The sequence below is a fragment of the Nostoc sp. UIC 10607 genome (assembly GCF_047228265.1).
GTDB lineage: Bacteria > Cyanobacteriota > Cyanobacteriia > Cyanobacteriales > Nostocaceae > Nostoc > Nostoc foliaceum_A.
Window position 1 is genome coordinate 1 of the sequence record NZ_JBIQNW010000017.1, and the last position, 22,468, is coordinate 22,468.

Annotated in this window: 23 protein-coding genes; 15 read left to right on the forward strand and 8 right to left on the reverse strand. The window is 41.6% G+C overall.

Annotated elements, in window-relative coordinates:
* Positions 1 to 74 precede the first annotated feature (74 nt).
* From ACEYW6_RS16780 to ACEYW6_RS16820, 9 genes are all read left to right on the forward strand, one after another.
* On the forward strand, positions 75 to 1,508 hold the full coding sequence (locus ACEYW6_RS16780; RefSeq protein WP_412980594.1) for an ABC-three component system protein: 1,434 nt from the start codon (positions 75 to 77) through the stop codon (positions 1,506 to 1,508).
* Between the two features lie 59 nt (positions 1,509 to 1,567).
* Positions 1,568 to 1,927, forward strand: a complete 360-nt coding sequence (locus ACEYW6_RS16785; RefSeq protein WP_412980595.1) for a ribbon-helix-helix protein, CopG family — start codon at positions 1,568 to 1,570, stop codon at positions 1,925 to 1,927.
* Positions 1,924 to 2,325: a type II toxin-antitoxin system VapC family toxin gene (locus tag ACEYW6_RS16790; RefSeq protein WP_412980596.1), complete on the forward strand. Its 402-nt coding sequence runs from the start codon at positions 1,924 to 1,926 to the stop codon at positions 2,323 to 2,325. Before ACEYW6_RS16785 ends, ACEYW6_RS16790 begins: the two co-directional genes overlap by 4 nt.
* Before the next feature lie 55 nt (positions 2,326 to 2,380).
* Complete coding sequence (locus ACEYW6_RS16795) at positions 2,381 to 2,623, forward strand: hypothetical protein (RefSeq protein ID WP_412980597.1); 243 nt, start codon at positions 2,381 to 2,383, stop codon at positions 2,621 to 2,623.
* Positions 2,624 to 2,915: 292 nt separating this feature from the next.
* Positions 2,916 to 3,503: a LemA family protein gene (locus ACEYW6_RS16800; RefSeq protein ID WP_412980598.1), complete on the forward strand. Its 588-nt coding sequence runs from the start codon at positions 2,916 to 2,918 to the stop codon at positions 3,501 to 3,503.
* A 6-nt stretch (positions 3,504 to 3,509) separates the two neighbouring features.
* Positions 3,510 to 5,441: a M48 family metallopeptidase gene (locus tag ACEYW6_RS16805; protein WP_412980599.1), complete on the forward strand. Its 1,932-nt coding sequence runs from the start codon at positions 3,510 to 3,512 to the stop codon at positions 5,439 to 5,441.
* 336 nt (positions 5,442 to 5,777) lie between these two features.
* Positions 5,778 to 6,497, forward strand: coding sequence for a hypothetical protein (locus ACEYW6_RS16810; RefSeq protein ID WP_412980600.1), 720 nt, complete (start codon positions 5,778 to 5,780; stop codon positions 6,495 to 6,497).
* A 179-nt stretch (positions 6,498 to 6,676) separates the two neighbouring features.
* Positions 6,677 to 7,444, forward strand: coding sequence for a DUF1350 family protein (locus tag ACEYW6_RS16815; protein WP_190890694.1), 768 nt, complete (start codon positions 6,677 to 6,679; stop codon positions 7,442 to 7,444).
* A gap of 153 nt (positions 7,445 to 7,597) precedes the next feature.
* Complete coding sequence (locus ACEYW6_RS16820) at positions 7,598 to 8,752, forward strand: SpoIIE family protein phosphatase (protein WP_190890691.1); 1,155 nt, start codon at positions 7,598 to 7,600, stop codon at positions 8,750 to 8,752.
* Here ACEYW6_RS16820 and ACEYW6_RS16825 read toward each other — a convergent pair.
* From ACEYW6_RS16825 to ACEYW6_RS16840, 4 genes are all read right to left on the reverse strand, one after another.
* On the reverse strand, positions 8,735 to 9,061 hold the full coding sequence (locus tag ACEYW6_RS16825) for an STAS domain-containing protein (RefSeq protein WP_196512501.1): 327 nt from the start codon (positions 9,059 to 9,061) through the stop codon (positions 8,735 to 8,737). The two genes, ACEYW6_RS16820 and ACEYW6_RS16825, sit on opposite strands and share 18 nt — an antisense overlap.
* A gap of 531 nt (positions 9,062 to 9,592) precedes the next feature.
* The gene (gene grpE / locus ACEYW6_RS16830) at positions 9,593 to 10,246 is read right to left on the reverse strand and encodes a nucleotide exchange factor GrpE (protein WP_412980601.1); all 654 of its coding nucleotides are present in this window, start codon (positions 10,244 to 10,246) and stop codon (positions 9,593 to 9,595) included.
* 88 nt (positions 10,247 to 10,334) lie between these two features.
* Complete coding sequence (locus ACEYW6_RS16835) at positions 10,335 to 10,826, reverse strand: Dps family protein (protein WP_190890685.1); 492 nt, start codon at positions 10,824 to 10,826, stop codon at positions 10,335 to 10,337.
* A gap of 94 nt (positions 10,827 to 10,920) precedes the next feature.
* Complete coding sequence (locus ACEYW6_RS16840) at positions 10,921 to 11,184, reverse strand: ParB N-terminal domain-containing protein (protein WP_094329374.1); 264 nt, start codon at positions 11,182 to 11,184, stop codon at positions 10,921 to 10,923.
* A gap of 115 nt (positions 11,185 to 11,299) precedes the next feature.
* Between ACEYW6_RS16840 and ACEYW6_RS16845 the strand changes: the two genes are divergently transcribed.
* Positions 11,300 to 12,967 (forward strand): SpoIID/LytB domain-containing protein, encoded by a 1,668-nt coding sequence (locus tag ACEYW6_RS16845; RefSeq protein ID WP_412980602.1) that lies wholly within the window; start codon positions 11,300 to 11,302, stop codon positions 12,965 to 12,967.
* A 272-nt stretch (positions 12,968 to 13,239) separates the two neighbouring features.
* Here ACEYW6_RS16845 and ACEYW6_RS16850 read toward each other — a convergent pair whose 3' ends face one another.
* Entirely contained in the window at positions 13,240 to 13,539 is a 300-nt protein-coding gene (locus ACEYW6_RS16850; RefSeq protein WP_190890680.1) for a ferredoxin, read from the reverse strand.
* 771 nt (positions 13,540 to 14,310) lie between these two features.
* Between ACEYW6_RS16850 and ACEYW6_RS16855 the strand changes: the two genes are divergently transcribed.
* Positions 14,311 to 15,321 (forward strand): Gfo/Idh/MocA family protein, encoded by a 1,011-nt coding sequence (locus ACEYW6_RS16855; RefSeq protein ID WP_412980603.1) that lies wholly within the window; start codon positions 14,311 to 14,313, stop codon positions 15,319 to 15,321.
* A 10-nt stretch (positions 15,322 to 15,331) separates the two neighbouring features.
* Positions 15,332 to 16,132, forward strand: a complete 801-nt coding sequence (map, locus tag ACEYW6_RS16860) for a type I methionyl aminopeptidase (RefSeq protein WP_412980604.1) — start codon at positions 15,332 to 15,334, stop codon at positions 16,130 to 16,132.
* 372 nt (positions 16,133 to 16,504) lie between these two features.
* On the opposite strand, the gene ACEYW6_RS16865 is transcribed toward map, so the two are convergent.
* On the reverse strand, positions 16,505 to 17,857 hold the full coding sequence (locus tag ACEYW6_RS16865) for a pentapeptide repeat-containing protein (protein ID WP_412980605.1): 1,353 nt from the start codon (positions 17,855 to 17,857) through the stop codon (positions 16,505 to 16,507).
* Between the two features lie 30 nt (positions 17,858 to 17,887).
* Here ACEYW6_RS16865 and ACEYW6_RS16870 point away from each other — a divergent pair, with 30 nt between their 5' ends.
* On the forward strand, positions 17,888 to 18,232 hold the full coding sequence (locus ACEYW6_RS16870; RefSeq protein ID WP_412980606.1) for a hypothetical protein: 345 nt from the start codon (positions 17,888 to 17,890) through the stop codon (positions 18,230 to 18,232).
* Positions 18,233 to 18,434: 202 nt separating this feature from the next.
* Here the strand turns inward: ACEYW6_RS16870 and chlP are convergent, their stop codons facing one another.
* Positions 18,435 to 19,655: a geranylgeranyl reductase gene (gene chlP / locus ACEYW6_RS16875; RefSeq protein ID WP_196512493.1), complete on the reverse strand. Its 1,221-nt coding sequence runs from the start codon at positions 19,653 to 19,655 to the stop codon at positions 18,435 to 18,437.
* Between the two features lie 182 nt (positions 19,656 to 19,837).
* Here chlP and yidD point away from each other — a divergent pair, with 182 nt between their 5' ends.
* The gene (gene yidD, locus ACEYW6_RS16880) at positions 19,838 to 20,362 is read left to right on the forward strand and encodes a membrane protein insertion efficiency factor YidD (protein WP_412980607.1); all 525 of its coding nucleotides are present in this window, start codon (positions 19,838 to 19,840) and stop codon (positions 20,360 to 20,362) included.
* A gap of 94 nt (positions 20,363 to 20,456) precedes the next feature.
* Entirely contained in the window at positions 20,457 to 21,473 is a 1,017-nt protein-coding gene (locus ACEYW6_RS16885) for a sulfate/molybdate ABC transporter ATP-binding protein (RefSeq protein WP_190890660.1), read from the forward strand.
* Between the two features lie 188 nt (positions 21,474 to 21,661).
* On the opposite strand, the gene ACEYW6_RS16890 is transcribed toward ACEYW6_RS16885, so the two are convergent.
* The gene (locus ACEYW6_RS16890; protein WP_412980608.1) at positions 21,662 to 22,396 is read right to left on the reverse strand and encodes an HAD family hydrolase; all 735 of its coding nucleotides are present in this window, start codon (positions 22,394 to 22,396) and stop codon (positions 21,662 to 21,664) included.
* Positions 22,397 to 22,468 lie beyond the last annotated feature (72 nt).

Here is a 22,468-nt window from a genome sequence, read left to right on the forward strand (position 1 = left end):
CAGTCCCCAAGCTGGATTTATCGCCTTTTCCTGCACCCTCTTGACAAAAGTGCAATCATTCTAACCTCTCACCGATGATTCAACCAAAACAACAAGAAGATCAAAAAGTTCTCAGTTTGGAAGACTGGAAGACTGTTTTGGGAGAGCTAACATTTGGATTAACTAGTGATAATGAAGCTAAAAAATATAGACCTACTTTTAGAGGACTAATTTCTTACTTTATCCGTAGGGGAAGAGATGCATTTTCTACACCATTCGAGCATCATCCAAAGCAACCTGGATGGGATAAGCAAGTTAATAATGCTTTTTTATTAGGTCTTGCTTGGGAAGAGGCAAGAGATTTACAACTTTTAAAGGATAAACAGAAATTAATAGCAGATATTAAAAAACTTAAAAAAGATACAGAACCTGGAGTTGCAATTGCAATTTTTGGTTCTCTAGGTGAGCTTGAAGCTTTAAAGGTTCAAGTAGAAGCACAATTACGTGAAAGAAAAGAAACTCTTAACAATTTTAGGGTAGCGGTCCAATACCATGAATTAGAGGCAACTGCTAACCGTTTAACCTCACAAATTCACGAGGCAACAAATAAAAAGATTATTGAAAATAAATTACTGGAGTTTTATCAATCTAGTCTTGACTCGGAGGATGAACCAAGACCAGATCAGGTTGTTCGTATATATGAGGATGCAGGTGTTGAGTTACCAGGTTTAGTAATTAGAAGACTAGAAGAAGTAGAACTATTTCATCGCAGACTAATAGAGAATCGTAGGGAATTTTTAGGAAGTGAAATTCAACGTATTAGAAGGCAAATATCCTCTAGAGAAAGTTTTATTAGAGAGAAAACTAATGAGCGTGCCGAACTTTTGGAAGTGCTAAAGACGCATGGAGCTTTAGAAGAATACACAATGTTACAAGAAATTTATCTTGATGATGTAGCTAATCTCAATGAAATTAATAAACGCATCGAAGAACTAAAACAATTTGAGGAACAAAAAAGTACCTTAAAAATTGAAAAAGAACAGTTACTACAACGCGCACGTCGTGACTATGGAGAACGGAATGAGCAAGCAGAACGTGCTATTAATTTATTCAGCATTAACTCTCGATTCCTGTACGACGTTCCAGGAACACTTGTTATTGATGTAGGAAGCAATGGCTTTAGTTTCCGAGTAGAAATTAGACGTGATGGTAGTGAAGGGATCGATAAGATGAAGATATTCTGTTATGACTTAATGTTGGCGCAACTTTGGTCAGAGCGTGACTCTTCACCGCGTATATTAATTCATGACAGCACAATTTTTGATGGTGTAGATGAGAGACAGGTATCCCTTGCTCTACAATTAGCTGATAGAGAGTCAAGAAGGCTTGGCTTTCAGTATATCTGTACATTGAATTCAGATATGGTTCCACGTTCAGATTTTTCACCTGATTTTAATTTTGATTCTTTTGTGAGACTAAGACTTACAGATGAGAATGAGGAGGGAGGACTACTAGGCATTAGTTTTTAGGTAACAATGTAGATTTAAATATTAAGAATGTATTTAAGATTTTACACAAGGATGGAACTATGACTGACGCTCAAAAGATGGTTCGCTTAAACTTAGATTTGTCACCTGAACTAAATCAGATATTAGACGAACTAGCAAATAAAATAGGCACAAGTAAAAGTGATGTTCTGCGTCAGGCTATAACTTTGATGCAAATAATGGTTATAGCTAAAGAGGAAACCAAAAAATTAGGAGTCCCAGAAGCAAATCAATTGATAGTGGATGAAATCATTTTCTCATCTGAAAAGCAGCCAAAACCCAATGCATCAGAAGGTTTTTTAGAAACCTTTGGAAGCTGGGAAGATACACGCACTGCAGAAGAAATTGTTGATGAAATATATTCAAGTCGTACTGTAAGCGATCGCAATTATAGCTTGTGAATTATTTACTCGACACTGATACATGTATTTATTGGCTTAAGGGTCGCCAGCCAGTCAGGGATAAATTATTGGCAGTCGGATGCGATGAAGTATGCATTTGTGTCATCACTGCTGCTGAATTGTATTATGGTGCATACAATTCTAATCGAGTTTCAGAAAACTTAAGTAATGCAGAAGACTTTATTCAAAACTTACCCGTTCTACCATTAACTGATCCTGCTCTGAGAAAGTATGGTGAAATAAAGGCACAACTCCGTAGAATAGGGCAAACAATTGCTGAATTTGATTTACTAATTGCTAGTGTTGCACTTGCAGAAAACTACACTTTAGTAACAAACAATACTCGTCACTACGAACGCATCAACGGATTAAAACTAGAAAACTGGACTCTGCCTTAAAAACTTAGCAAAAATAAGCATATTAACACTGTGAAATTATTGCTATCTAAACACCATGACAGATTTATCAAAAATAATTGCCCACAAAGGCGACAATCCACTAATTACCTCACCTGAAAATTTGCAGTTGCAAGAAGACGTAGAACTTGAGCGAAAACTGAGAGAACTTAAGTTTAAACAAGAACTAAGAAAAGATTGGATTTTATTTATTGTTAGGGATGTAATAATTTTTCCTGCCGCCATCCTTTTTATTTTTGCTGCCAGTGGTTATTCCCTATTTCTTCATATTCATGGGTAAGTTACTCTGACTACAATTTTTAATCAACCACAGAGGCGCAGAGTACACAGAGAAAAGACAGACGATAAAGTTCACAAAACTTTGGAATTGTTAGAAATTATTTATCTTATCCTTGTGTTTCTTTGTCGCTGTGATTATTTATAAAATCTTATAACCTATCTACTAGCTCAGTGCAATTGCGTAACTAATTTTACAGACGACGAAGCCAACTTGCTACAAGTAGACTCATCTTTATATCCACACAAATTTTGCTGGATATAAAGTAAGTAGCTAATGGAAATAATCTAAAAATATGGGGCTTTTAATATTTTCTGTTGCTTTAGTTGCCATTGTTGCTGTAATTATCATTAATAGCTACAACGATTTAGTCAAGTACCGCAACCGTTACAAAAATGCTTACTCTCAAATCGATGTTCAATTACAACGTCGCTATGACTTAATTCCCAACTTAGTAGAAACTGCTAAAGGGTACATGAAACATGAGCGAGAAACTTTAGAAGCAGTTATTGCGGCTCGAAATTCTGCAATTAATGCTAGCAGTAATGCGGCACAAAATCCTGGCGATCCGCAAGCGATGCAACAGTTGGGTAATGCTGAAGGGGCGCTGACAGGTGCGTTAAGTCGGTTGATGGTACTTTCAGAATCTTATCCAGAATTGAAAGCCGATCGCGCCATGACTCAGGTAATGGAAGAATTATCTTCCACTGAAAACCGGATTGCTTTTGCCCGTCAGGCTTTTAATGACGCGGTGACACTTTACAACACCAAGAGCGAATCCTTCCCTAGCAATCTTGTGGCAAATACTTTTAACTTTACTGTTGCAGAATTGCTCGCCGAAGCTACTCCAGAAATAAGAAATGCTCCACGCGTGTCTTTTTAGGTGTCTATGAATTTCTTTGAACATCAGGATCGGGCACGCCAAAATACGCAACAACTAATTGGATTATTTTCCCTGTCGATCGCAGTCATGATTATGGCGATTTATATTGCCACTTTATTTCTGTTCGGCATGGCTCCCCGTGTTTGGTGGCATCCAGGGATATTTCTCTACGTGGCTGGGATTACAATAGTTGCGATCGCAGTAGGAAGCCTCTATAAAATTGCCTGTCTCCGTCAAGGAGGAAGCGTAATCGCTCAGGAATTGGGGGGAAGACTCCTGCTACCAGAAACGGCCGATGAACAAGGGCGACAACTATTAAATATAGTCGAGGAAATGGCGATCGCTTCTGGTATTTCTGTCCCAAAAGTTTATCTCCTGGAGAGAGAAACCGGCATTAATGCCTTTGCTGCTGGATTTACGCCCAATGATGCTGTAATTGGAGTTACCCGTGGAACTCTGGAACACCTGAGCCGGGATGAACTACAAGGAGTCATCGGCCACGAATTCAGTCATATTCTCAATGGAGATATGCGGCTAAATTTGCGTTTAGTGGGACTACTCCACGGGATTTTGTTCATTTACATAACCGGGGAATTTCTGTGGCGAATTCGTGATACTTTCCGTTCAGACAAGGAAGGCAAGGGTTTACCTATCTGGGCTTTTGGCTTGGCACTGATGGCAATTGGCGGTATCGGCTTACTCTGCGGACGCTTGATTAAAGCCGCAGTCTCTCGCCAACGTGAATTTCTCGCCGATGCTTCGGCTGTACAGTTCACTCGCAATCCTAATGGACTTACCGGAGTCTTCCAAAAACTCCAACAAATGGATTCACGCTTGATTGCGCCGGGTGCAGAAGCCGCCAGCCACATGTTTTTTGGCAATGCTCTCAACCCCTCTTTCTGGGAAGATATGTTTTCTACTCACCCACCGCTAGCAGAACGTATTCGCCGTGTTGGGGGTTTGAACGTCAGCAATTTGCCAGCAATGCCATCTTGCAATCAGACGCGTTCCCCTTCGCAGGAATCCTTAACAATGGGCTTTGCTGGTGGTGACAACGCTATACCAGAACAAGTTGTAAACCAAGTTGGAAGCGTCACACCAGAGCATTTTGCCCATGCTCAAGCGCTGTTGTCGCAGTTACCAGAATCCCTGCGCTTGCGTGTGCGGGAGCAGCAAAGTGCAATAGCGATCGCTTTTGCCCTAGCGTTAGATACGGAAAATATCGAGATCCAACAACGTCAAATTGCTTGGTTACGAGAGGTGCAGCCTGCTGAGTTGGTAGACAAAACCTTGGAATTGAGCAGTGAAATTAGTCACTTAGATCCCAGCATTCGCTTGCCACTTGTAGATTTGGCAGTACCCGTATTACGCCAAAATTCTGCCAAAGAATGCCAAAGGCTTTGCAAATGCGTCCACGGTTTAACTGTAGCCACCGGAAGTTTGTCACTGTGGCATTTTGTGTTGCAGTTAATACTTTGGCATCGGCTCCAACCGAGTATAAATCCCACGTCGGTTACAACGGTAGAATTCACCTCGATCGAACAGATTTGGCCAGATAGCCTATTAGTACTGTCCGTAATTGCCCGCGTCGGACACTCTCAACCTGATGCATCCACCGAAGACATCGCCTATGCTTTTCGTTCTGGAGTTTTTCGACTTCCCAAAGCCGGAGAACAAGAAAAACCAGAAACACCATTAGGCTGTAATTTCACTGAACTTAAGAAGAGTGTTGAGCGCCTGCGCCTTGCCAGTCCCAAACTCAAGCAAGCTATTGTTGATGCCTGCGCCCACACAGTACTTTTAGATAACAAAGTTACACAGTCAGAAGCAGATTTACTCAGAGCGATCGCTATGACGCTAGACTGTCCCATCCCCCCATTTTTAAATCCTCAGCGTAGCATTTCCAAACAGAAACAATCTTCTCCAAAGCGAAGTTAATGTAACAAGTGAGACGCAATTATTGATAAATCAACAAGTAATGTCCGTTTTCGCGGACTTTTTCATTATTCTTTCTTATAGTTGTAAATAGCTGTTTATCAGGACAATAACCTATTGCATTTTCACTACATTTACAAGCCATCGATTTATTTTCGTTCTGATTACTCTTACACTATAAATAGTTATCTTGGCAAAATAGTATAATATTGTACAAAAAAATATTTAGTTCACTAGAAGTATTAACTTGCCTGAAAAACTTTAGACAAAATGCCCGCATTCCAGAAATTTGATTGCTATATTAGATTAAATAACTATTCTGGCAAGGATTGAAAAGCTGTGCGGGATGATTTACAGGGCTTGGAAATTAGTCAGAATGAACTGCAAAAGCTGACTAATTTACCTGTCAATGATCAACTTTTAATCATCACTAATCCTCTCAAAAAATTAGCAAATTTATACATTAATAAAGTTAAAAGTTCGGAAGGGGCAACTGTAATTTTTATTGGGTTTGCTACATTTGTTTTTGGCTATCTTATATTTGATATTTTTCTAAAAATATTTGTATCATGGATAGCAATTCCATCCTGGTTAGCATTAATTATCTTAGGTCTTTGGATTGGCGGTCTTACGCAAACTATTTTATATTTAATATGGAAAAATAGAAGTAATATTGTCAAAAATAACATGACAACTTCTCTGCAAATCTTGTTAAGTGATGTTGAAAGATATAATACTGTTATTAGAGCAATAGATATCAATGACCAAATAGAAGAAGCCGGCAATCCAGAAGTGCTTATAAAGCAAAGAGAGAGTGTTATCGAAGCGCTTAACCTCACCAAAGCTGATTTAATTCGCGCTTTGAAGACAGAAAGGATTTTGAGAGAAAATAAGAGCTTTATCCTTAGTAATACAGAACTATTCGTCAACAATTTAGCAACTTTAACAGCCATGCAAGTAAACGAACAGGCTACTGAGCATGGAAGGTTACTCAATGAAGCATTACAGATTGCATTAGATGTACAACACGAAATGAAAAGATTACAGACTCAGGGTTAAAACCAATACTCAGGGCAACCTGCGTAAAAGAAGTAAGTTGGAGAAAGCGTAGATGCTCCCGATAAGTCCATAGACGCTGCTGGATGGAGACATCCTCAATGGCTTTTTCTATAATCCTTCCCACGGTTGCGATCCCCGGTCTAACATAAAGAATATCAAGAAAGCGATCGCTCATCCGCATGGACTGGAAAGAAGTCAGAGGTAACTGGGTAATCATTCCCCGAAATCCCATAGGTATCATCCATTTTTTAGGAGGTGCATTTGTCGCAACTGCACCACACATCACTTATCGCTGGTTACTCGAACAACTGGCAAGTAAAGGTTATGTTGTAATTGCTACGCCTTTCGTCAATACACTGGATCATACTGCGATCGCAAAATCTGTGCTGTTAAACTTTGACCGCACCATCGAACGCCTACACGATTCTGGGGCATTACGCAAGCTTTACTACCCCATCTACGGCGTTGGACACAGTATGGGTTGTAAACTTCACTTGCTGATTGGTAGCCTTTTTAAAGTTGAACGTGCAGGCAATATTTTAATATCCTTCAACAACTACGCCGCTAAAGAAGCTATCCCTTTAGTAGAACAGTTCAATTCTACTTTTGCGATCGAGTTTACCCCTTCACCATTGGAAACCAACAAGCTTGTCCAAGAGCGCTACAATATCCGGCGCAATTTATTAATAAAATTTAGCAATGACACCATTGATCAATCAGCAGCTTTAACCAAAATTTTACAAGAACGCTTTGATGACATGGTGACAACACAAACGTTACCAGGAACTCATACAACACCTTTAGGTCAAGATATTAAATGGCAAACTGGAACATCTTTCACCCCCTTTGATGCCTTAGGGCAATGGTTCAAGCAAGAAGCATACCGCGATTTAAACCAGCTAAAAAATACCATCCTCTTGTGGGTGAATCCTCTTGCACCACCATAATATTTTATGACGTTAAAAAGTCATGAATTCGACTGGAAAATAGAATGAGTTAGTAGTCTCCTTACAGAGATACTACTAACTCATTAGCCCATATGATATTTTTATTCTCTATTTTTACAGCAAATTATTAATTAGTGTTTACTGCAATTTTATATGTTTCAAATACTAATAATTGATGATGATTATTCAATAAAAATACTCCTGAAAAGGATGTTGGAAAAACAGGGTTATGAGGTAGTTACTGCCAGTAGTGGCGAGGAAGGAATAGAAAAGGCACTGGCTTGCCGTCCAGCACTAATTATTTGTGATTGGATCATGCCAGGGTTGACTGGACTAGAAGTTTGCCATCGCATTAAGACAGACCCCAAATTTTCTACCACATTCTTTATTTTATTAACATCTTTAGATTCCGTTGCCGATTGTGTCAAAGGTCTAGATGCTGGTGCTGATGATTTTATCTCCAAACCTATCGAGCACAATGAATTACAAGCACGGGTAAGAGCGGGTTTACGCCTGCATCAGTTAAGTAGAGATTTGCAGGCTCAAAAGTTGCTTTTAGAATCGGAAATGTCAGAAGCCGCAGAATATGTGCGATCGCTGCTGCCTTTTTCTATGACTGAACCTTTCAATATAAATTTCCGATTCATTCCCTCACGGCAACTCGGTGGTGACTGTTTCGATTACTATTGGCTCGATGATGATTATCTGGCAATTTACTTACTCGATACTGCCGGACATGGACTCAAAGCCACTCTTCCCTCTGTTTCAGTGCTGAATCTGCTGCGTTCACGTGCACTCAAAAGCCTAAATTATTATCAACCTAGTGATGTATTGAAGGCTTTGAATGATACCTTCCAGATGAATTATCAAAATGATAAATACTTTACGATTTGGTACGGAGTTTACAACCGAATCAACCACCAGTTAATTTACTCTAGTGCAGGTCATCCACCAGCCGTTTTAGTAACCGGCACATCTCCAAGGAAGTCTGAAGTTAAACTCCTGAAAACACCCGGTATGCCTGTTGGGATGTTTCCAGAGGCAAAATATGTTGATGGGTTTTGCAATATTGAAAAATTCAGTACCCTTTACATTTTTAGTGACGGCGCTTATGAAATCACCAAATCAGATGGGACACTTTGGAGTTTAGATGCTTTTATTCAGCTACTAGTTAGCTTACAACATCCTGTTGATTGCCAACTTGATCGCGTACTGAGTTATTTAATCGCTCTGAACTCCAAAGATGCTTTTGATGATGATTTATCTATTTTGCAAATTAACTTTGATGAATTAAGTTTTGGAGACTAAAACCTGATTAAATGCGTCTTGGCTGGGAAATATTTCAAATACTTTATCCATATTAGTGAGTTCAAATAGTATCCTAACTTGCTCATTAATTGAGCAGAGAACAAGTTTTGTATCCGCCGCTCGCAAGGTTTTAAAAGCTAATACTAAAGCTCCCAATCCTGAACTATCCATAAACGTTACATCTTGAAAATCAACTAACACAATTTTCGCACCAGTTACTAAAATTTCGGTAATATTTTGTCGAAATTCTTGTGAGGTTGTGGCGTTTAAGTTACCATTGAGCTTAATAACTTTTACTTGTTCTCTCATAATTATGTCACGCTGATTTGTGTAAATGATGGTCTGATTTCGCTATTATATAACATTTAAAAATGCTGGCAACATAAAATCTAAGATGCAAGATTGAGTAATTATTGATAATTACTCCGGTTGGATAAACATTAATTATAATTATTTCAATCTGTTCTTTTGTAATGACAAAAACATTATTAGCTTAATTAAGTATAGTTTTCTTACTAGGAAAGACCAATTATAAATAAACAAGGGAAGTAAGTCGGCACGGTAAAAAACATGTATATTTAGTTTTGTAAAAAGGTTGGCATGACCGATTTATAAGCTGTTGGTTGATTTGGCGTTTCATCACATAGTTTAATTTTTTAATACTGCTTACCTACATCAATGAGATGTAAGCATATACTGATCTACAATCTGAAGTTATTGGTTTTCAGATTATTGATTAAATATTTTTGCAAAACTGAAATTTTCCAATAGGCTTCATGATGATAGCCATCATTAAAGAGTTATGGATTTGTAATTCCTCACTCCTGATTCCTAACTCTCTTAAACAGGACTCACCTTGGCTCTGTAAAGCAGTTTCTCACCTTGAAGGTAACCAGTGTAGCGCACTTTGACTGTTTCTCCAGGTTGTGCAGTTCCCTCCATCAATTGGTGCAGGTGGGGATCATAAGGTAACTCTGCTCCTACAGGTGCGATCGCTTCCACTCCCCACGCCTGTAAAAGCTTTTCTAGAGGTTTCTGCACCAACGGGACTATTTTGACTGCTGCTAACTGGGGATTCTCCTGCGCTTTCTGTGCTGCTGTTGGCCATTGTAATAATAAAGACTCCAGCAGTTGCAAACTTGACTGCTGGAGTTCTTGTAGTAATATCTCTCGCTGCTGTTCTATTTGTTGCTGCGATCGCTGGTACTCTTTTCTTAAATCTACAATTTCTTCTAATAATTCCTGAGTCGGTGCTGCTTTCTCTGGTAACAACTCTATGGTTGAAAAATTTGCGATTAATTCATTCAATGGCATCTGTAGCACTGGCGACAGCTTGAGCAGCACATCTAACCGCATTTGCTCAAGCTTTCCTTGGCGTAACCGCAAAAGTTGACGTTCTGAGACACCAGCAGCGCGACTCAGCGCTTTAAAACTAGAAATACCCACCTGTTGCATTAAATTTTGCAACTTTTGGGTGAAATTAATATTGGTCATTGGGTATTAGGCATGGGGCATTGGGTATGGGGCATTGGCGATTAAGTTTTTTTCTATCCCCTATTCCCTATGCCCTATTCCCTATTCCCTATTCTTCCAGCAAACTTCTCAACATCCAAGCTGTCTTTTCGTGTACTTGCATCCTCTGAGTCAATAAATCGGCAGTAGGTTCGTCGTTAACTTCCTCTATCACGGGGAAAATAGACCTTGCAGTTCGGACTACGGCTTCTTGTCCTTCCACTAGCAAACCGATCATTTCCACAGCTTTCGGAACTCCGGGAGTTTCTGGAATCGAACTCAGTTTGGCATATTCGCTGTAGGTTCCTGGCGCAGGATAGCCAAGCGCTCTAATTCTCTCGGCTATTAAATCAACTGCTAAGGCTAATTCTGTATACTGGGTCTCAAACATCAAATGCAATGTTTGAAACATCGGCCCTGTTACATTCCAATGGAAGTTATGAGTTTTCAGATAAAGTGTATAAGTGTCAGCCAACAGGCGAGATAAACCCTCGGCAATTTTAGCCCTACTCACCTCGTCAATGCCGATATTTACATTTTTGACTGTTGCTTTCGATGACATAATTTTCTCCTAATTAGGTTATATGTAATTGGGGGTTGAGAATTGGGCATGGGGCATGGGTTATTCTCCTTGTCCCCTTGTATCCCCACATTCTCTATGCCAAGTGCATCTTTAAAACGCTGCGGGGTGCTTTACGGACTCTAGCTAAAACGGTTTCTTTGCCTAAACGCTGGCAAGCTTCATACCGATGGCAACCAGAAAAGCCATAATATTGTCCATCTACTTCTAGGACATCAATAGGTTCTTGCTGCCCAATCTCCGCAATCGATTCCATTAAAGCTTGCACTTTATTTGGATCGTTTACACGGGGCAATGGCCGTTTTATCTGATTTAACGGAATTTCTTGGACTCTAACCATAAAGAGTTTATCCAACTAGTTCTGTTTTGTATCTCCACATAAATCATAGTCATTATGACTTCATTTTGCAACTAATATTTGGGGTAAAACTGGTAATGGTATCATTGGAGCACTCATGCGACAAAAAAAACGCGCTACAAAGCAATTAGAAAATCAGCTCCAACGCCGCATTAAGAGGCAGAAACAGGTAGCCATGAAATTTTCGTTTTGGCGTTTTTCCCACAGTGTGATGGCCACATTTTGTCTATTGGGGCTGACTGCTGCATCAGGGCCTAAGAGCAGCATCCAGGATATAGAACTGAAAATTGGGATTGTGCAGCGATTTGGCTCACAATCCACAGCCAAGCTGCAATTAGAACCCACAAAAGGCGATCGCTTAAAGCTAAAATTTAAAGCAGGCAACAAGCACCAAACCCTAGTTACCAAAAACCCTGTAAAGCTGGAAACTGTCATGCAGGCTTTACCCCAGTCAGCAGTCGAAGAAGTGGTAATTTTGGGCACATATCGCACTTTTGAAACTGCGGAAGACAGTGCTAATAAATGGCGTTCTCAGGGAATGGAAGTGGAAATAGCCCAGCCAGAACGCTGGCAGGTTTGGGCGAAACGAGATGTTTACAGCACTCCTTTACTGCGGCGCTTGCTATTGCAAAACATCCAAGCTACTACTAAAGAAAAAGTATATCTTGATACTAGAGTTTTGAAACAAGTGCCACGAGTTAGTTGGGTAGTAGATGGTAATCGCTATAGCCCGAATGATTTGGAAATCAGCACTGATAAAAACTTGATTCGGGTGAATAAAAGCGAAAAACCAGAAAATGCTCGTCTTTACGCTGGGCGACTGAATTTGCAGCCAAATGCTTACGGCACATACACCCTCGTTAACCAAGTACCCTTAGAAACTTATTTGCGTGGGGTTGTGCCTTACGAAATAGGTATAAATGCACCAACAGCAGCGCTGGAGGCCCAAGCAATTCTTGCGCGGACTTATGCTTTAAGAAATTTACGCAGGTTTGCCGCAGATAACTATCAGTTGTGTGCTGATACTCACTGCCAAGTTTATTATGGGCTGAATGGAGCAGCTGCTAAAACAGACCAAGCGATCGCTTCCACCAGAGGTAAGGTAGTAACTTATAAAAACGAACTAGTAGATGCTCTATATTCTTCCACCACAGGTGGCGTTACCGCCTCCTTCAGCGATGTCTGGAATGGCGATGATCGTCCCTATCTGCGCCCTGTACTGGATGCTGCGACTAATTTTTGGAACTTGTCTAAGCAGAGTTTAGCAGATGAAAAGAACTTCCAAAAATTTATTAATACCCAACAAGGATTTAATGAAAGCCAGTGGAATATGTTTCGTTGGCACAAGGAAACCCCTTTAGAGGATATTACCAAGGACTTGCAGAAATTTTTGCAGGTGAAAAATAGTCCCCATGCCAAATTTAAGACAATTCAGGCTATGGCAGTAGTGAAGCGAAGCAAGAGTGGACGCATCCTTGAACTCGCGGTTAAAACTGACAACAGTACCTTTATTCTCCACAAAGACGAAGTTCGCAGTGCCTTTGCTGCTCCTACGAGTACGCTTTTTTACATAGAACCTCTGAACAAAGGCAAACCAGAACTCTGGGGATACGCTTTTATTGGTGGTGGATTGGGACATGGAGTCGGCTTGAGTCAAACTGGCGCTCAAAATTTAGCTAAATTAGGTTGGTCGAGTCCAAAAATTCTCCAATTCTACTATCCTGGTACTCAGATTCAAATTCTCAGCAAAGAGACTAAGCTTTAAGCGAGTCGGTATTTAAGTTGCATCTATCTTTAGATAGGAATCTGGAGTAAACAAAAGGTAAATGGGAGGCAGCGCGGTTTTCTCCCTACTGAAAAATTAAGCAGGAACACAGTAAATTTTGTGTTCCTGCTTAAAACAAAATTAGGCTTTTTGTCAAAGTCGCTTTAAGAAGTACACGCGGCATTGGGAGGGTTTTTACCCTAGATGCGGTGTTTTTATTTTTTCAACATCAGTAACTCTTGCAAGAGGTTTATTGTTGAGGTTCTTAGCTCTTAATAGAGTTCTTCTTCTTTGTGAGTTTCGATTGTCACGTCAGAGGTTGGGTAAGCCACACAGGTTAGTACATATCCAGCTTCTATTTGATCGTCATCTAGGAATGACTGGTCACCCTGATCAACGGTACCCTTAACGAGTTTACCTGCACAAGTTGAGCAAGCACCAGCGCGGCAAGAGTAGGGCAAGTCAAGACCAGCTTCTTCGGCAGCATCTAGAATATAGGTATCGTCCTCAACCTCAAGTGTTTGGTTCAGCCCTTCGGCCTCGTTGATTAGTGTCACTTTATAAGTTGGCATTGAGTAATCCTCTCTTTTGCAAACGGCAGTATAAGTTATCTTAAGGCAAAGGTCACGGCTGTTCTCTGGGATTAGCCGCTAGTTTAAATTTGCTTCAATTCTGATACTACGAGAAAAATTAAACGATGTAACTGGAAATTGAAGCCGATTAGTAATGAAATTTAGTTGCTTAATCCCGATAAGTTTTCTTTATGTATTTACTGCCACAGTCAGGTTGTGATTAGAAAAAATTATCTTATAAATGAGAAAAAATGAGTGAAATTAATGTCACCTGTATTTTGTAGGACTTACGCAGGAGAGATTTCCCAACTCCCTTAAAAAGCAGGGCTGTTTCATTTCCTAGAAGGCCTTGATTTACAAGTGCTATTAGCAAAAAATTAGGTGATTAAAAAATCTGATTAGACAATTATCATAGTGATGCCTTTAGCAAGGCTTCTCTACGAGACGCACTCGCGTTCGGCAACGCACTAAAATTTACTGAATTGAATCGGTAATTTTTTTCCCAATTTCCTAAAATTTTTCGCTCATTATATTGACAAAGATCCTGTTTTATGGAGGAACAACCTTGCCCTCAAAAAAAGGGCTTTTCTTTTGAAGTCTCCCTTTTGAGCATACGTACTTCTGCCTAGGTTCAAATAAATTCTTATGCGTCCTTGAGGGGGTAGGACGAATGTTGTAGAGTCTAGACTGGTGAATTCATTGGATTCCCCATGAAGAGAGAATCTCACCGCTAGAAGCGTGAGAAGCTCGAAAATAGAACTAGTGAGGATCATGTATAATTCAAAAGCAGCTTTGGAAAAAGCAAGAGTGCGTGTAGGTTTGATAGGTACTGGGTATGCGGCAAAGTTTCGGGCTGAGGCATTGCTCCATAGTGAGCAACTGCGATCGCAGTTAATCGCAGTTGTTGGGCATACCGCAGAAAAAACAGAAAACTTTGCCAAAGAGTACCAGATTGAAACGTTGAGTTCTTGGCAAGAGCTAGTAAAGCGTGAAGATATAGACCTAGTGGTGATCTCCACTATTAATCGAGATCATGGTGCGATCGCTCGTGCAGCACTTACCAACGGCAAACATGTGATTGTAGAGTATCCTCTTTCGTTGGATGTAGTCGAAGCTGAACAACTGATTGCTTTAGCCAAAGCACAACAAAAACTCCTGCACGTTGAACACCTGGAACTTTTGGGTGGTTTACATCAAGCCTTGAAGAAAAACTTAGCCAAAATTGGTGAAGTGTTTTATGTTCGCTACAGCACCATCAATCCCCAGAATCCTGCACCCCGCAAATGGACTTATAACCACGAGTTGTTCGGTTTTCCTTTAATTGGTGCGCTGTCTCGCCTACATCGTCTTATAGATTTATTTGGTAAAGTATTTACTGTTAACTGTCACCAGCGATATTGGGAAATAGAACCGGAATATTACCAAAGCTGTTTCTGCACTAGTGAAGTATCGTTTAATAGTGGACTTTTAGCTCAAGTAGTCTACGGCAAAGGTGAAAGTATTTGGCAATCAGAACGCAAGTTTGAAGTTCACGGGGAAAAAGGTGGTTTAATTTTTGATGGTGACACAGGAATTTTCATCCAGCCAGGGGAAACAACACCTATAGAAGTTGGCCCTCGCCGGGGTTTGTTCGCCAAAGACACGAGTATGGTGTTAGACCATCTTTTTAATGGCACTCCTTTGTACGTTACCCCAGAAGAGAGCTTGTATACCCTAAAAGTTGCTAATGCTGCACAAAGGGCTGCACAGACAGGGTTAACTATGTTTATGAAAGATATCTAAATAAAAATTAATGAAAACCGAACTAATTGTTATTTTATCCCAACGAGAATTAGACAAAATGCGTCAAGCTGGGCGTTTAGCAGCTAAACTTCTCCAGCATTTGGAACCGTTTGTGAAGCCAGGGGTTAGCACTCTTGAACTAAATGATGAAGCCGAACGTTGGACGCAAGCACATGGAGCAAAAAGCGCACCTCTTGGTTATAAGGGCTATCCTAAATCGATTTGCACCAGTGTAAATGAGGTAATTTGTCACGGCATTCCCAATGCCAAGCAAATTCTCAAGGAAGGTGACATTATTAATATTGATGTAACGCCGATTGTTGAAGGTTACCACGGCGATACATCTAAGACATTCTTTGTGGGCACTCCTTCGCCAACAACGAGAAAGCTGGTAGAGGTGACAGAGGAGTGTTTGCGCTTAGGTATTGCTGAAGTTAAACCTGGGGCACGGATTGGCGACATTGGTGCAGCGATTCAAGAGTATGCTGAAGCACAAGGCTTTTCTGTAGTGCGAGATTTCGTTGGACACGGCATCAGTAACATTTTCCATACTGCGCCGGATGTTCCCCACTATGGTACACGCGGTAAGGGCAAGCGCCTCAGACCAGGGATGGTTTTTACTATTGAGCCAATGATTAATGAAGGTACTTACGAAGTCGAGGTTCTCAGCGATAAGTGGACTGCTGTAACGCGCGATCGCAAGCTTTCTGCTCAATGTGAGCATACCTTAGCTGTAACTGAAGATGGTGTTGAAATCCTTACCCTACCTGAAGGCGAGAATTACTGGAACCTAGATAAAACAGGTAGTTAGAATAATTAAGAGCAGCAATACCTGCTCTAGTTCTGAACCTGGAAGGACAAATCTTGATGGTTTTATCAAGGACAACAGTTTAAGGGAACAGAACGCCTCATCTCCCAAACATTTCCACACCTGAATTTGACCGCAGAACAGATATTTGTTGCGGGTCGCTAGAGTTAGAGATTGGGGAACACGTAACACTCTTTGCAATACGGTTCGGTTAAAGGGGAAAGGGAAAAGGGGAGAAAAACCTTTAACCTTTTCCCCAAAGGTAATTCTGAGTTCAAAATGCTTATCCGAACCGTATTGGCACTCTTTGGAGAGAAGTAGAAGTATTTAAACTGTGTTTTACTCCTGTATTCTGAATTCTGAATTCTGTTGTAACTATCTTCCCAACTTATTAGGAATACCTTCACAACCACCAGGAATAGTACCTCTAGTTTTTTCGCCACCCCAAGTGCAACAGTAGTTACGTGTAGACTCAGACATCCGTTGCACATTGCTGAAATCAGTATTTTCCACCACAGCGCCAGTTTGTTCGCCGGTTTCATAATCTGGTGGTTCAGTGCGACTGCGGGGTGATGCTTTATCTACTACGCCATAGAATAGGCGAATCCCGTTGATATCAGCACCATTGAGATTAGCACCGTATAAAATTGTGCGGGAGAGGTTGGCTTTTACTAAATCACAACCGGATAGGTTAGCGCGGACAAGATTAGCTTCGCTAAGGTCAGTCCAACGTAAATCAGTACCAGAAAGGTCTGCTGCGGCTAGCATTACGCCTAAATCAATGACACGCACACCTTCGAGGCGGTCTTCTGCATATCCGCCAGTACCATCAAGAATGGCTCGACCTAATAGGCGATCGCGTTTTAGAGGTGACAGCAACTTGGAACGTGAGAGAAAGCGGAGAATTTTAGCTTTACCACTGCCATCGACACTACTTAAAATTGCCGCAGTGCGTCCTTCAGCGATCGCTCTTTCTTGGGGCCAATCTTCTAATAATCCTTCTTCATCTAATACTAAGTCTGAAACACCTTGGAAATAGGAATCAATTGTCTGCTGCTGGGTGATAATATTTTGCTGAACTGTTAGCAGGTTTTGCTGAATTGTCAAGTCTTTGGAAATGACATATTGTCGCCACGCCACGTAAACGGCGATGATGGCGATGAGAATTTGCCCCAAAGCACCAAACCATTCTGCTAGGCTACCAGCAGTTTCCCAGTTAATCTGGCGTCCTAAAAGTAGCAAGCGATCGCCTATACCTGTGAACCTGATCAAGCCGATGATCGCTACTATTAGTCCCAAAAAGGCAACAAACAGGGTACGTTCTTGGGGTGAAAACCACTCGTCTAAAACTTCTTGCAACCAAGGCAATAATATCGCTAGGGATAACAGCAAAGTCATCAGCGTTCCGATAATGCCGATGATCCAGTTATTGAGAATAACTCCAATAAAGGTGATGGCGATCGCTATAAAAGTAATCAGCAATGCCCTTGGCTTAACTATGAATTGCTTGGCAGTGGGTTGCTGAAAGTCAGAACGGGCTTGTTTGAGAGCAGTTGTATGTTGCGGAGATTGCAAAGATGTGATCGCTGCGAGGGCTTGTTGTGTCGCTAGTGCTTCTGAGGTGAGGTTATTCTCAGTTGCACTACCGTCAAAGTCATCCGGTTGCAAGTCATTTTCGGGAATTGGTTCTGGGGTTGGTAGATTAGAGGAATTGGATTCAATCGTCATGTTTTCTATTTTGCCCCCTCAATCCAGGTTATGCAGCGTTCCTACCGCAGTAAATTGTTAAAAAACAGGCTAAAGATTATCCTGCTTGTCTTTCTGGCAACTACCACTATTGCCCTGACAGTCATTGCTAGACCAGTTGCTCACCTGACTTTAACAGCCTGGAGCGATCGCGATGACCGTCAACCCCTACCTGCTGGCATGGTCGATGATGCCAGTCACCTGAATCAGACACAGGTGACAATTAGGCAGGTTAAAAGTCAGCCTGGAGTTGCTGAGGTGCTACTACAGTCTGTACTTAGAGATGCCTTACGTCAAGGTAAAAAGGTAGCTATATGGGGGCAATACCCTGCGGGTTGGCCTTTGGCGTTCTCCTAGAGTAGCCACTTCTCTGCGAGACGCTCTCGCGTTTGTGTCTACATGAATTGCCCTTACAACATGGGTCTATTTGCTATCAAATGATAAAAATATATATTGTGGGGTGGGCATCTTGCCCGCCCTGATTAATTAAGCGTGCAAGATATCCACCCCACAAAATTGAGTAATTTATTTGTTGGAATTCCCAGTCCTTTGCACTCAATTAAGGTGCAAGGGCATTGCCCCGAATTAGGCTACCAATGGTTTTGGCAGTAATCTTCAATTGGGTGATGGGATTAGCTGGGACAACGGTCTTATACAGATAGCTATCGAATGTTAGCCGCTGCACATCGAGGTCATCACACATTTCCACAAAAGCCTCGCGGGTAGCATCGGAACGATAGAACACGGTTTGCAGAATGTCCAACACCTTGTAGGTGAGTCCGTATCTTTTATCCCAACGCTTCAGGTAAATCTTGAGGTCGCCTTCTGTAGGAATACGGCTACCACTGTTAGATGCTTCTACAATGGTTTCAGCACACATCCGTCCAGATTTAGCGGCAAAATAAATACCTTCGCCAGAAGACTTGGTAACGTAACCAGCAGCATCTCCCACCAAAGCGATGCGACCGACAACACGACGGGGACGGGGATGTTCAGGAATGGGGTGGGCTTCGACTTTGATGATTTTACCGCCTGCTAGCTTCTCGGAAGCACGGGCGCGGATACCAGCTTGTAACTGTTTGATGCTGGCTTTATTGATGTGCATCGTACCAGTACCGACAGCTACGTGGTCATATTTGGGGAAAACCCAAGCGTAGAAATCGGTAGAAACGTCATCACCGACATACATTTCGGCGAGGTCGTTGTAGTAAGCCATTTTGTCTTCGGGTAAGCGAATTCGTTCTTGGAAAGCGATCGCATAATTGTAATCCCCAGCATCCATTTCTTTGGCAACGCGGGAATTAGCCCCATCCGCCCCAATAATTAGATCCACCTTCAGGGTTTTGGCAATCCCCTGTGATATACCGTCTGTATGGTCAATGTAATGGATGGTATAGGGATCAGTATTGTTTCCTGGTATATCAAGTTTATGAACAGTGGCATTAATTAAATTTGCGCCTAGTTTTGCCGCGCGATCGCGCAAAAAGCCGTCTAGCACTTCCCGGCGGCACATTCCTATATATTCATCTTCATTTATCAGATTGATATCAACCTCGCGATTGGAAGGCGAAATCATTTTCATCTTCCGTACTCGGCGATCGATAATCTCTGGTGGTAAGTCAAATTCACTCACCATACATAGGGGAATTGCACCCCCACAAGGCTTTGCATTGTCTAGCTTCCGCTCAAACAGGTAGGTTTCAATCCCAGAGGCTGCCAGTGTTTCAGCGGCAGATGAACCAGCAGGGCCTGACCCAATAACAGCAACCCGTAGTGTCAAAGGTCTTTCTCCCAATCTTCACATTTACCGAGAGCATACTACCACGGTATTTCTGGTGATTTGGCGCTTTCCCTTCATGTTTCTGCTGAAATGCAATATTCCTTAATGTTTCGATACGAATTGGGGATTGGGAATTGGGCATTAGGACTGGGAAGAATGAAGAAAATTGCCTAGTCCCGAATATGCAGCATTCTTTGTTCGATTCTCTTAGCAGACAAGTCAGCATTGCCGCAATTACTGGCTATCAAAAGCATATTTCCCCACACAAAGGCTTTGCTTGCGCTCATCGCTTGTTATATGGCGGTGAATCTTGCTCTGGATACTTCAAGCGGGTAATTGCTAAAGAAGGGTTAAAAGAAGCTTTTATCAATACCCGTGAACGATTTCAAGCTTGCAAGCAAGCTAATCAAATTTTGCGATGCCTTGCAGCAAGCCGCTATGTCTCTACGCAAATTGAGAATTCAGAAGAACCCACAGAGGACGAAAAAGCAGGTAAGCAGCCACGACAAAAAGCATCTGGTAAAGTTGCTCAAAAATCTTCATTTATTAGCAACAGCAATACCTACTGTTTTGATTGTGCCGATTTGGGATGCAATTGTGCCGAGATGGTTAGCATGATTCCTGATTGTGGCGTTGCTGATTGTGATTCTCTAGATTGTAGTGGTGCTGATTGTAACTTCCTCGATTGCGGCAGTTGCGGTAGCTAAATCTTGTTCATCTACAAATAATTATGTATGGTATATGTAAGACACAGTAATCCTATCAAGGATCTGTAGATTTAGTTGCAGAGGTACAGAGGCAGTGGGCATAGTAGTTGAGAATGTCTCCAAACAATTCGGGAGTTTCAAAGCAGTTGATCAGGTCAGCCTGGAAATTAAGAGTGGTTCGCTAGTTGCGTTGCTCGGACCATCGGGATCAGGTAAATCTACGCTACTACGGTTAATTTCAGGTTTAGAAATGCCAGATAGCGGTAAAATCCTGCTTACTGGTAAGGACGCTACGTACCAAAGCGTGCAACAGCGGAATATTGGGTTTGTGTTTCAGCACTATGCCCTATTCAAGCATCTGACTGTCAAGCAGAATATTGCCTTTGGCTTAGAAATTCGTAAAGCACAGCCAAAGAAAATTAAGGGGCGGGTAGAACAGTTACTAGAATTGGTGCAATTGAGCGGATTAGGCGATCGCTATCCATCACAACTTTCTGGTGGTCAAAGACAACGGGTCGCATTAGCAAGGGCACTGGCAGTAGAACCCGAAGTATTACTGCTAGATGAACCCTTTGGCGCACTTGATGCTAAAGTCCGCAAAGACTTACGGGCATGGTTACGCCGCCTCCATGATGAGGTTCATGTTACCACGGTTTTCGTCACCCACGACCAAGAGGAAGCAATGGAAGTCTCCGATGAGGTTGTGGTCATGAATAAAGGGCGTGTGGAACAGGTGGGTACACCAGCAGAAATTTACGATAATCCTGCCACAGCATTTGTGATGAGCTTCATAGGCCCAGTGAATGTATTACCCAGCAACTCAAAGATTTTTCAAAGTAGCGGATATGATGCGCCACACCCACAAGTATTTTTGCGTCCGCAAGATGTAATTTTGGAAAAGGTTGCCAACGGTGCCACTACGGCTGCTACAGTGAGCCGATTGATACATTTGGGTTGGGAAATTCAGGTGGAATTAACTTTCGATGACGGGCAAGTGTTGATGGCACATTTAACACGCGATCGCTTTAACCAATTAGAGTTAGAACCTCAACAGCGAGTCTATGTGAAGCCAAAGGATGCAAAGTCCTTTCCAGTGTCTTATTCAATTTAGACTTTTGTCAGTTTCGCAAGGGTCAAAACCCCTAGTTAATCGCTGTGTAATTCAGCTATTTGCTGGGGATTTTAATCTCAAGTAGGCTAGAGCGAGCATCACTTCACAATACTAAAATCGTGATGGAATGCGATCGTCATTTGTTGCTTGTAACGCTGCTACTTCACGTAATTGAAAACTGTTATAACTTAATTTTCTAAAATCTGGATTTCATCAAGTTGATTAATCACCACATTCGCACCTCGGACATTATCCGACTTACTCACCCAAGTGATACCAATACAACCTGCGGCTTTAGCATCACGCGCCATTTGCATATCACCAACTGAATCACCCACCATCAATGTAGCGCCTGGTTCGACTCCCAAAGCTTGGCAAGCTTGCAAAAATAGCATTGGATCTGGTTTACTTGGCCCCTCATCTACTCCCATTTCCAACTGGATATAATCATTTAATTGGTGATTCTTTACAAACTTATGTACTTCATCGCTTGTTGCAGCTGAGAGGATACCAAGTTTCAAACCCCCTTCTCGTAGATATTTCAACAAGTCTAAGCTACCCACAAACAGCGGTGAAGGAGTTTTTTCAATGTATTTTTCTGCTTCATCTAAAGCTTGACGGGCTATTTTTAAGGACTCAAACCATCCTCTTCCTGTTTCGGCAATATATGCCGCAGCCGCAACTTCTGTTTCACGGCGACTCGCTACTGATATCAAACCCGCCGGATCGAGAATATTCCCATTGATGCCAAATGCCATTAATAGCGGTTCCCCAATACCGGGAACTTGAGCATCTATTAACCTTGCTGCTCTTTGTGCAAGCGATCGCAAGTACGTTTCTGAATCTTCTAGAGTACCATTTTTGTCAAACAAAATTGCCTGAATATTATCAAAAGTGATGTTTCTACATTTAATGGTTGCCACAATATTTCACCCCACTTATTTAGTTAGAAATGAAGAGTTATGAGTTTTTATTATTAACTATTAACTCCTAAC

Coding starts and splice junctions, on each gene's coding strand:
- ACEYW6_RS16780 (WP_412980594.1), top strand. CDS start 75: ATGATTCAACCAAAACAACAAGAAGATCAAAAAGTTCTCAGTTTGGAA.
- ACEYW6_RS16785 (WP_412980595.1), top strand. CDS start 1,568: ATGACTGACGCTCAAAAGATGGTTCGCTTAAACTTAGATTTGTCACCT.
- ACEYW6_RS16795 (WP_412980597.1), top strand. CDS start 2,381: ATGACAGATTTATCAAAAATAATTGCCCACAAAGGCGACAATCCACTA.
- ACEYW6_RS16800 (WP_412980598.1), top strand. CDS start 2,916: ATGGGGCTTTTAATATTTTCTGTTGCTTTAGTTGCCATTGTTGCTGTA.
- ACEYW6_RS16805 (WP_412980599.1), top strand. CDS start 3,510: ATGAATTTCTTTGAACATCAGGATCGGGCACGCCAAAATACGCAACAA.
- ACEYW6_RS16815 (WP_190890694.1), top strand. CDS start 6,677: ATGGACTGGAAAGAAGTCAGAGGTAACTGGGTAATCATTCCCCGAAAT.
- ACEYW6_RS16820 (WP_190890691.1), top strand. CDS start 7,598: ATGTTTCAAATACTAATAATTGATGATGATTATTCAATAAAAATACTC.
- ACEYW6_RS16825 (WP_196512501.1), bottom strand. CDS start 9,061: ATGAGAGAACAAGTAAAAGTTATTAAGCTCAATGGTAACTTAAACGCC.
- grpE (WP_412980601.1), bottom strand. CDS start 10,246: ATGACCAATATTAATTTCACCCAAAAGTTGCAAAATTTAATGCAACAG.
- ACEYW6_RS16835 (WP_190890685.1), bottom strand. CDS start 10,826: ATGTCATCGAAAGCAACAGTCAAAAATGTAAATATCGGCATTGACGAG.
- ACEYW6_RS16840 (WP_094329374.1), bottom strand. CDS start 11,184: ATGGTTAGAGTCCAAGAAATTCCGTTAAATCAGATAAAACGGCCATTG.
- ACEYW6_RS16845 (WP_412980602.1), top strand. CDS start 11,300: ATGCGACAAAAAAAACGCGCTACAAAGCAATTAGAAAATCAGCTCCAA.
- ACEYW6_RS16850 (WP_190890680.1), bottom strand. CDS start 13,539: ATGCCAACTTATAAAGTGACACTAATCAACGAGGCCGAAGGGCTGAAC.
- ACEYW6_RS16855 (WP_412980603.1), top strand. CDS start 14,311: ATGTATAATTCAAAAGCAGCTTTGGAAAAAGCAAGAGTGCGTGTAGGT.
- map (WP_412980604.1), top strand. CDS start 15,332: ATGAAAACCGAACTAATTGTTATTTTATCCCAACGAGAATTAGACAAA.
- ACEYW6_RS16865 (WP_412980605.1), bottom strand. CDS start 17,857: ATGACGATTGAATCCAATTCCTCTAATCTACCAACCCCAGAACCAATT.
- ACEYW6_RS16870 (WP_412980606.1), top strand. CDS start 17,888: ATGCAGCGTTCCTACCGCAGTAAATTGTTAAAAAACAGGCTAAAGATT.
- yidD (WP_412980607.1), top strand. CDS start 19,838: ATGCAGCATTCTTTGTTCGATTCTCTTAGCAGACAAGTCAGCATTGCC.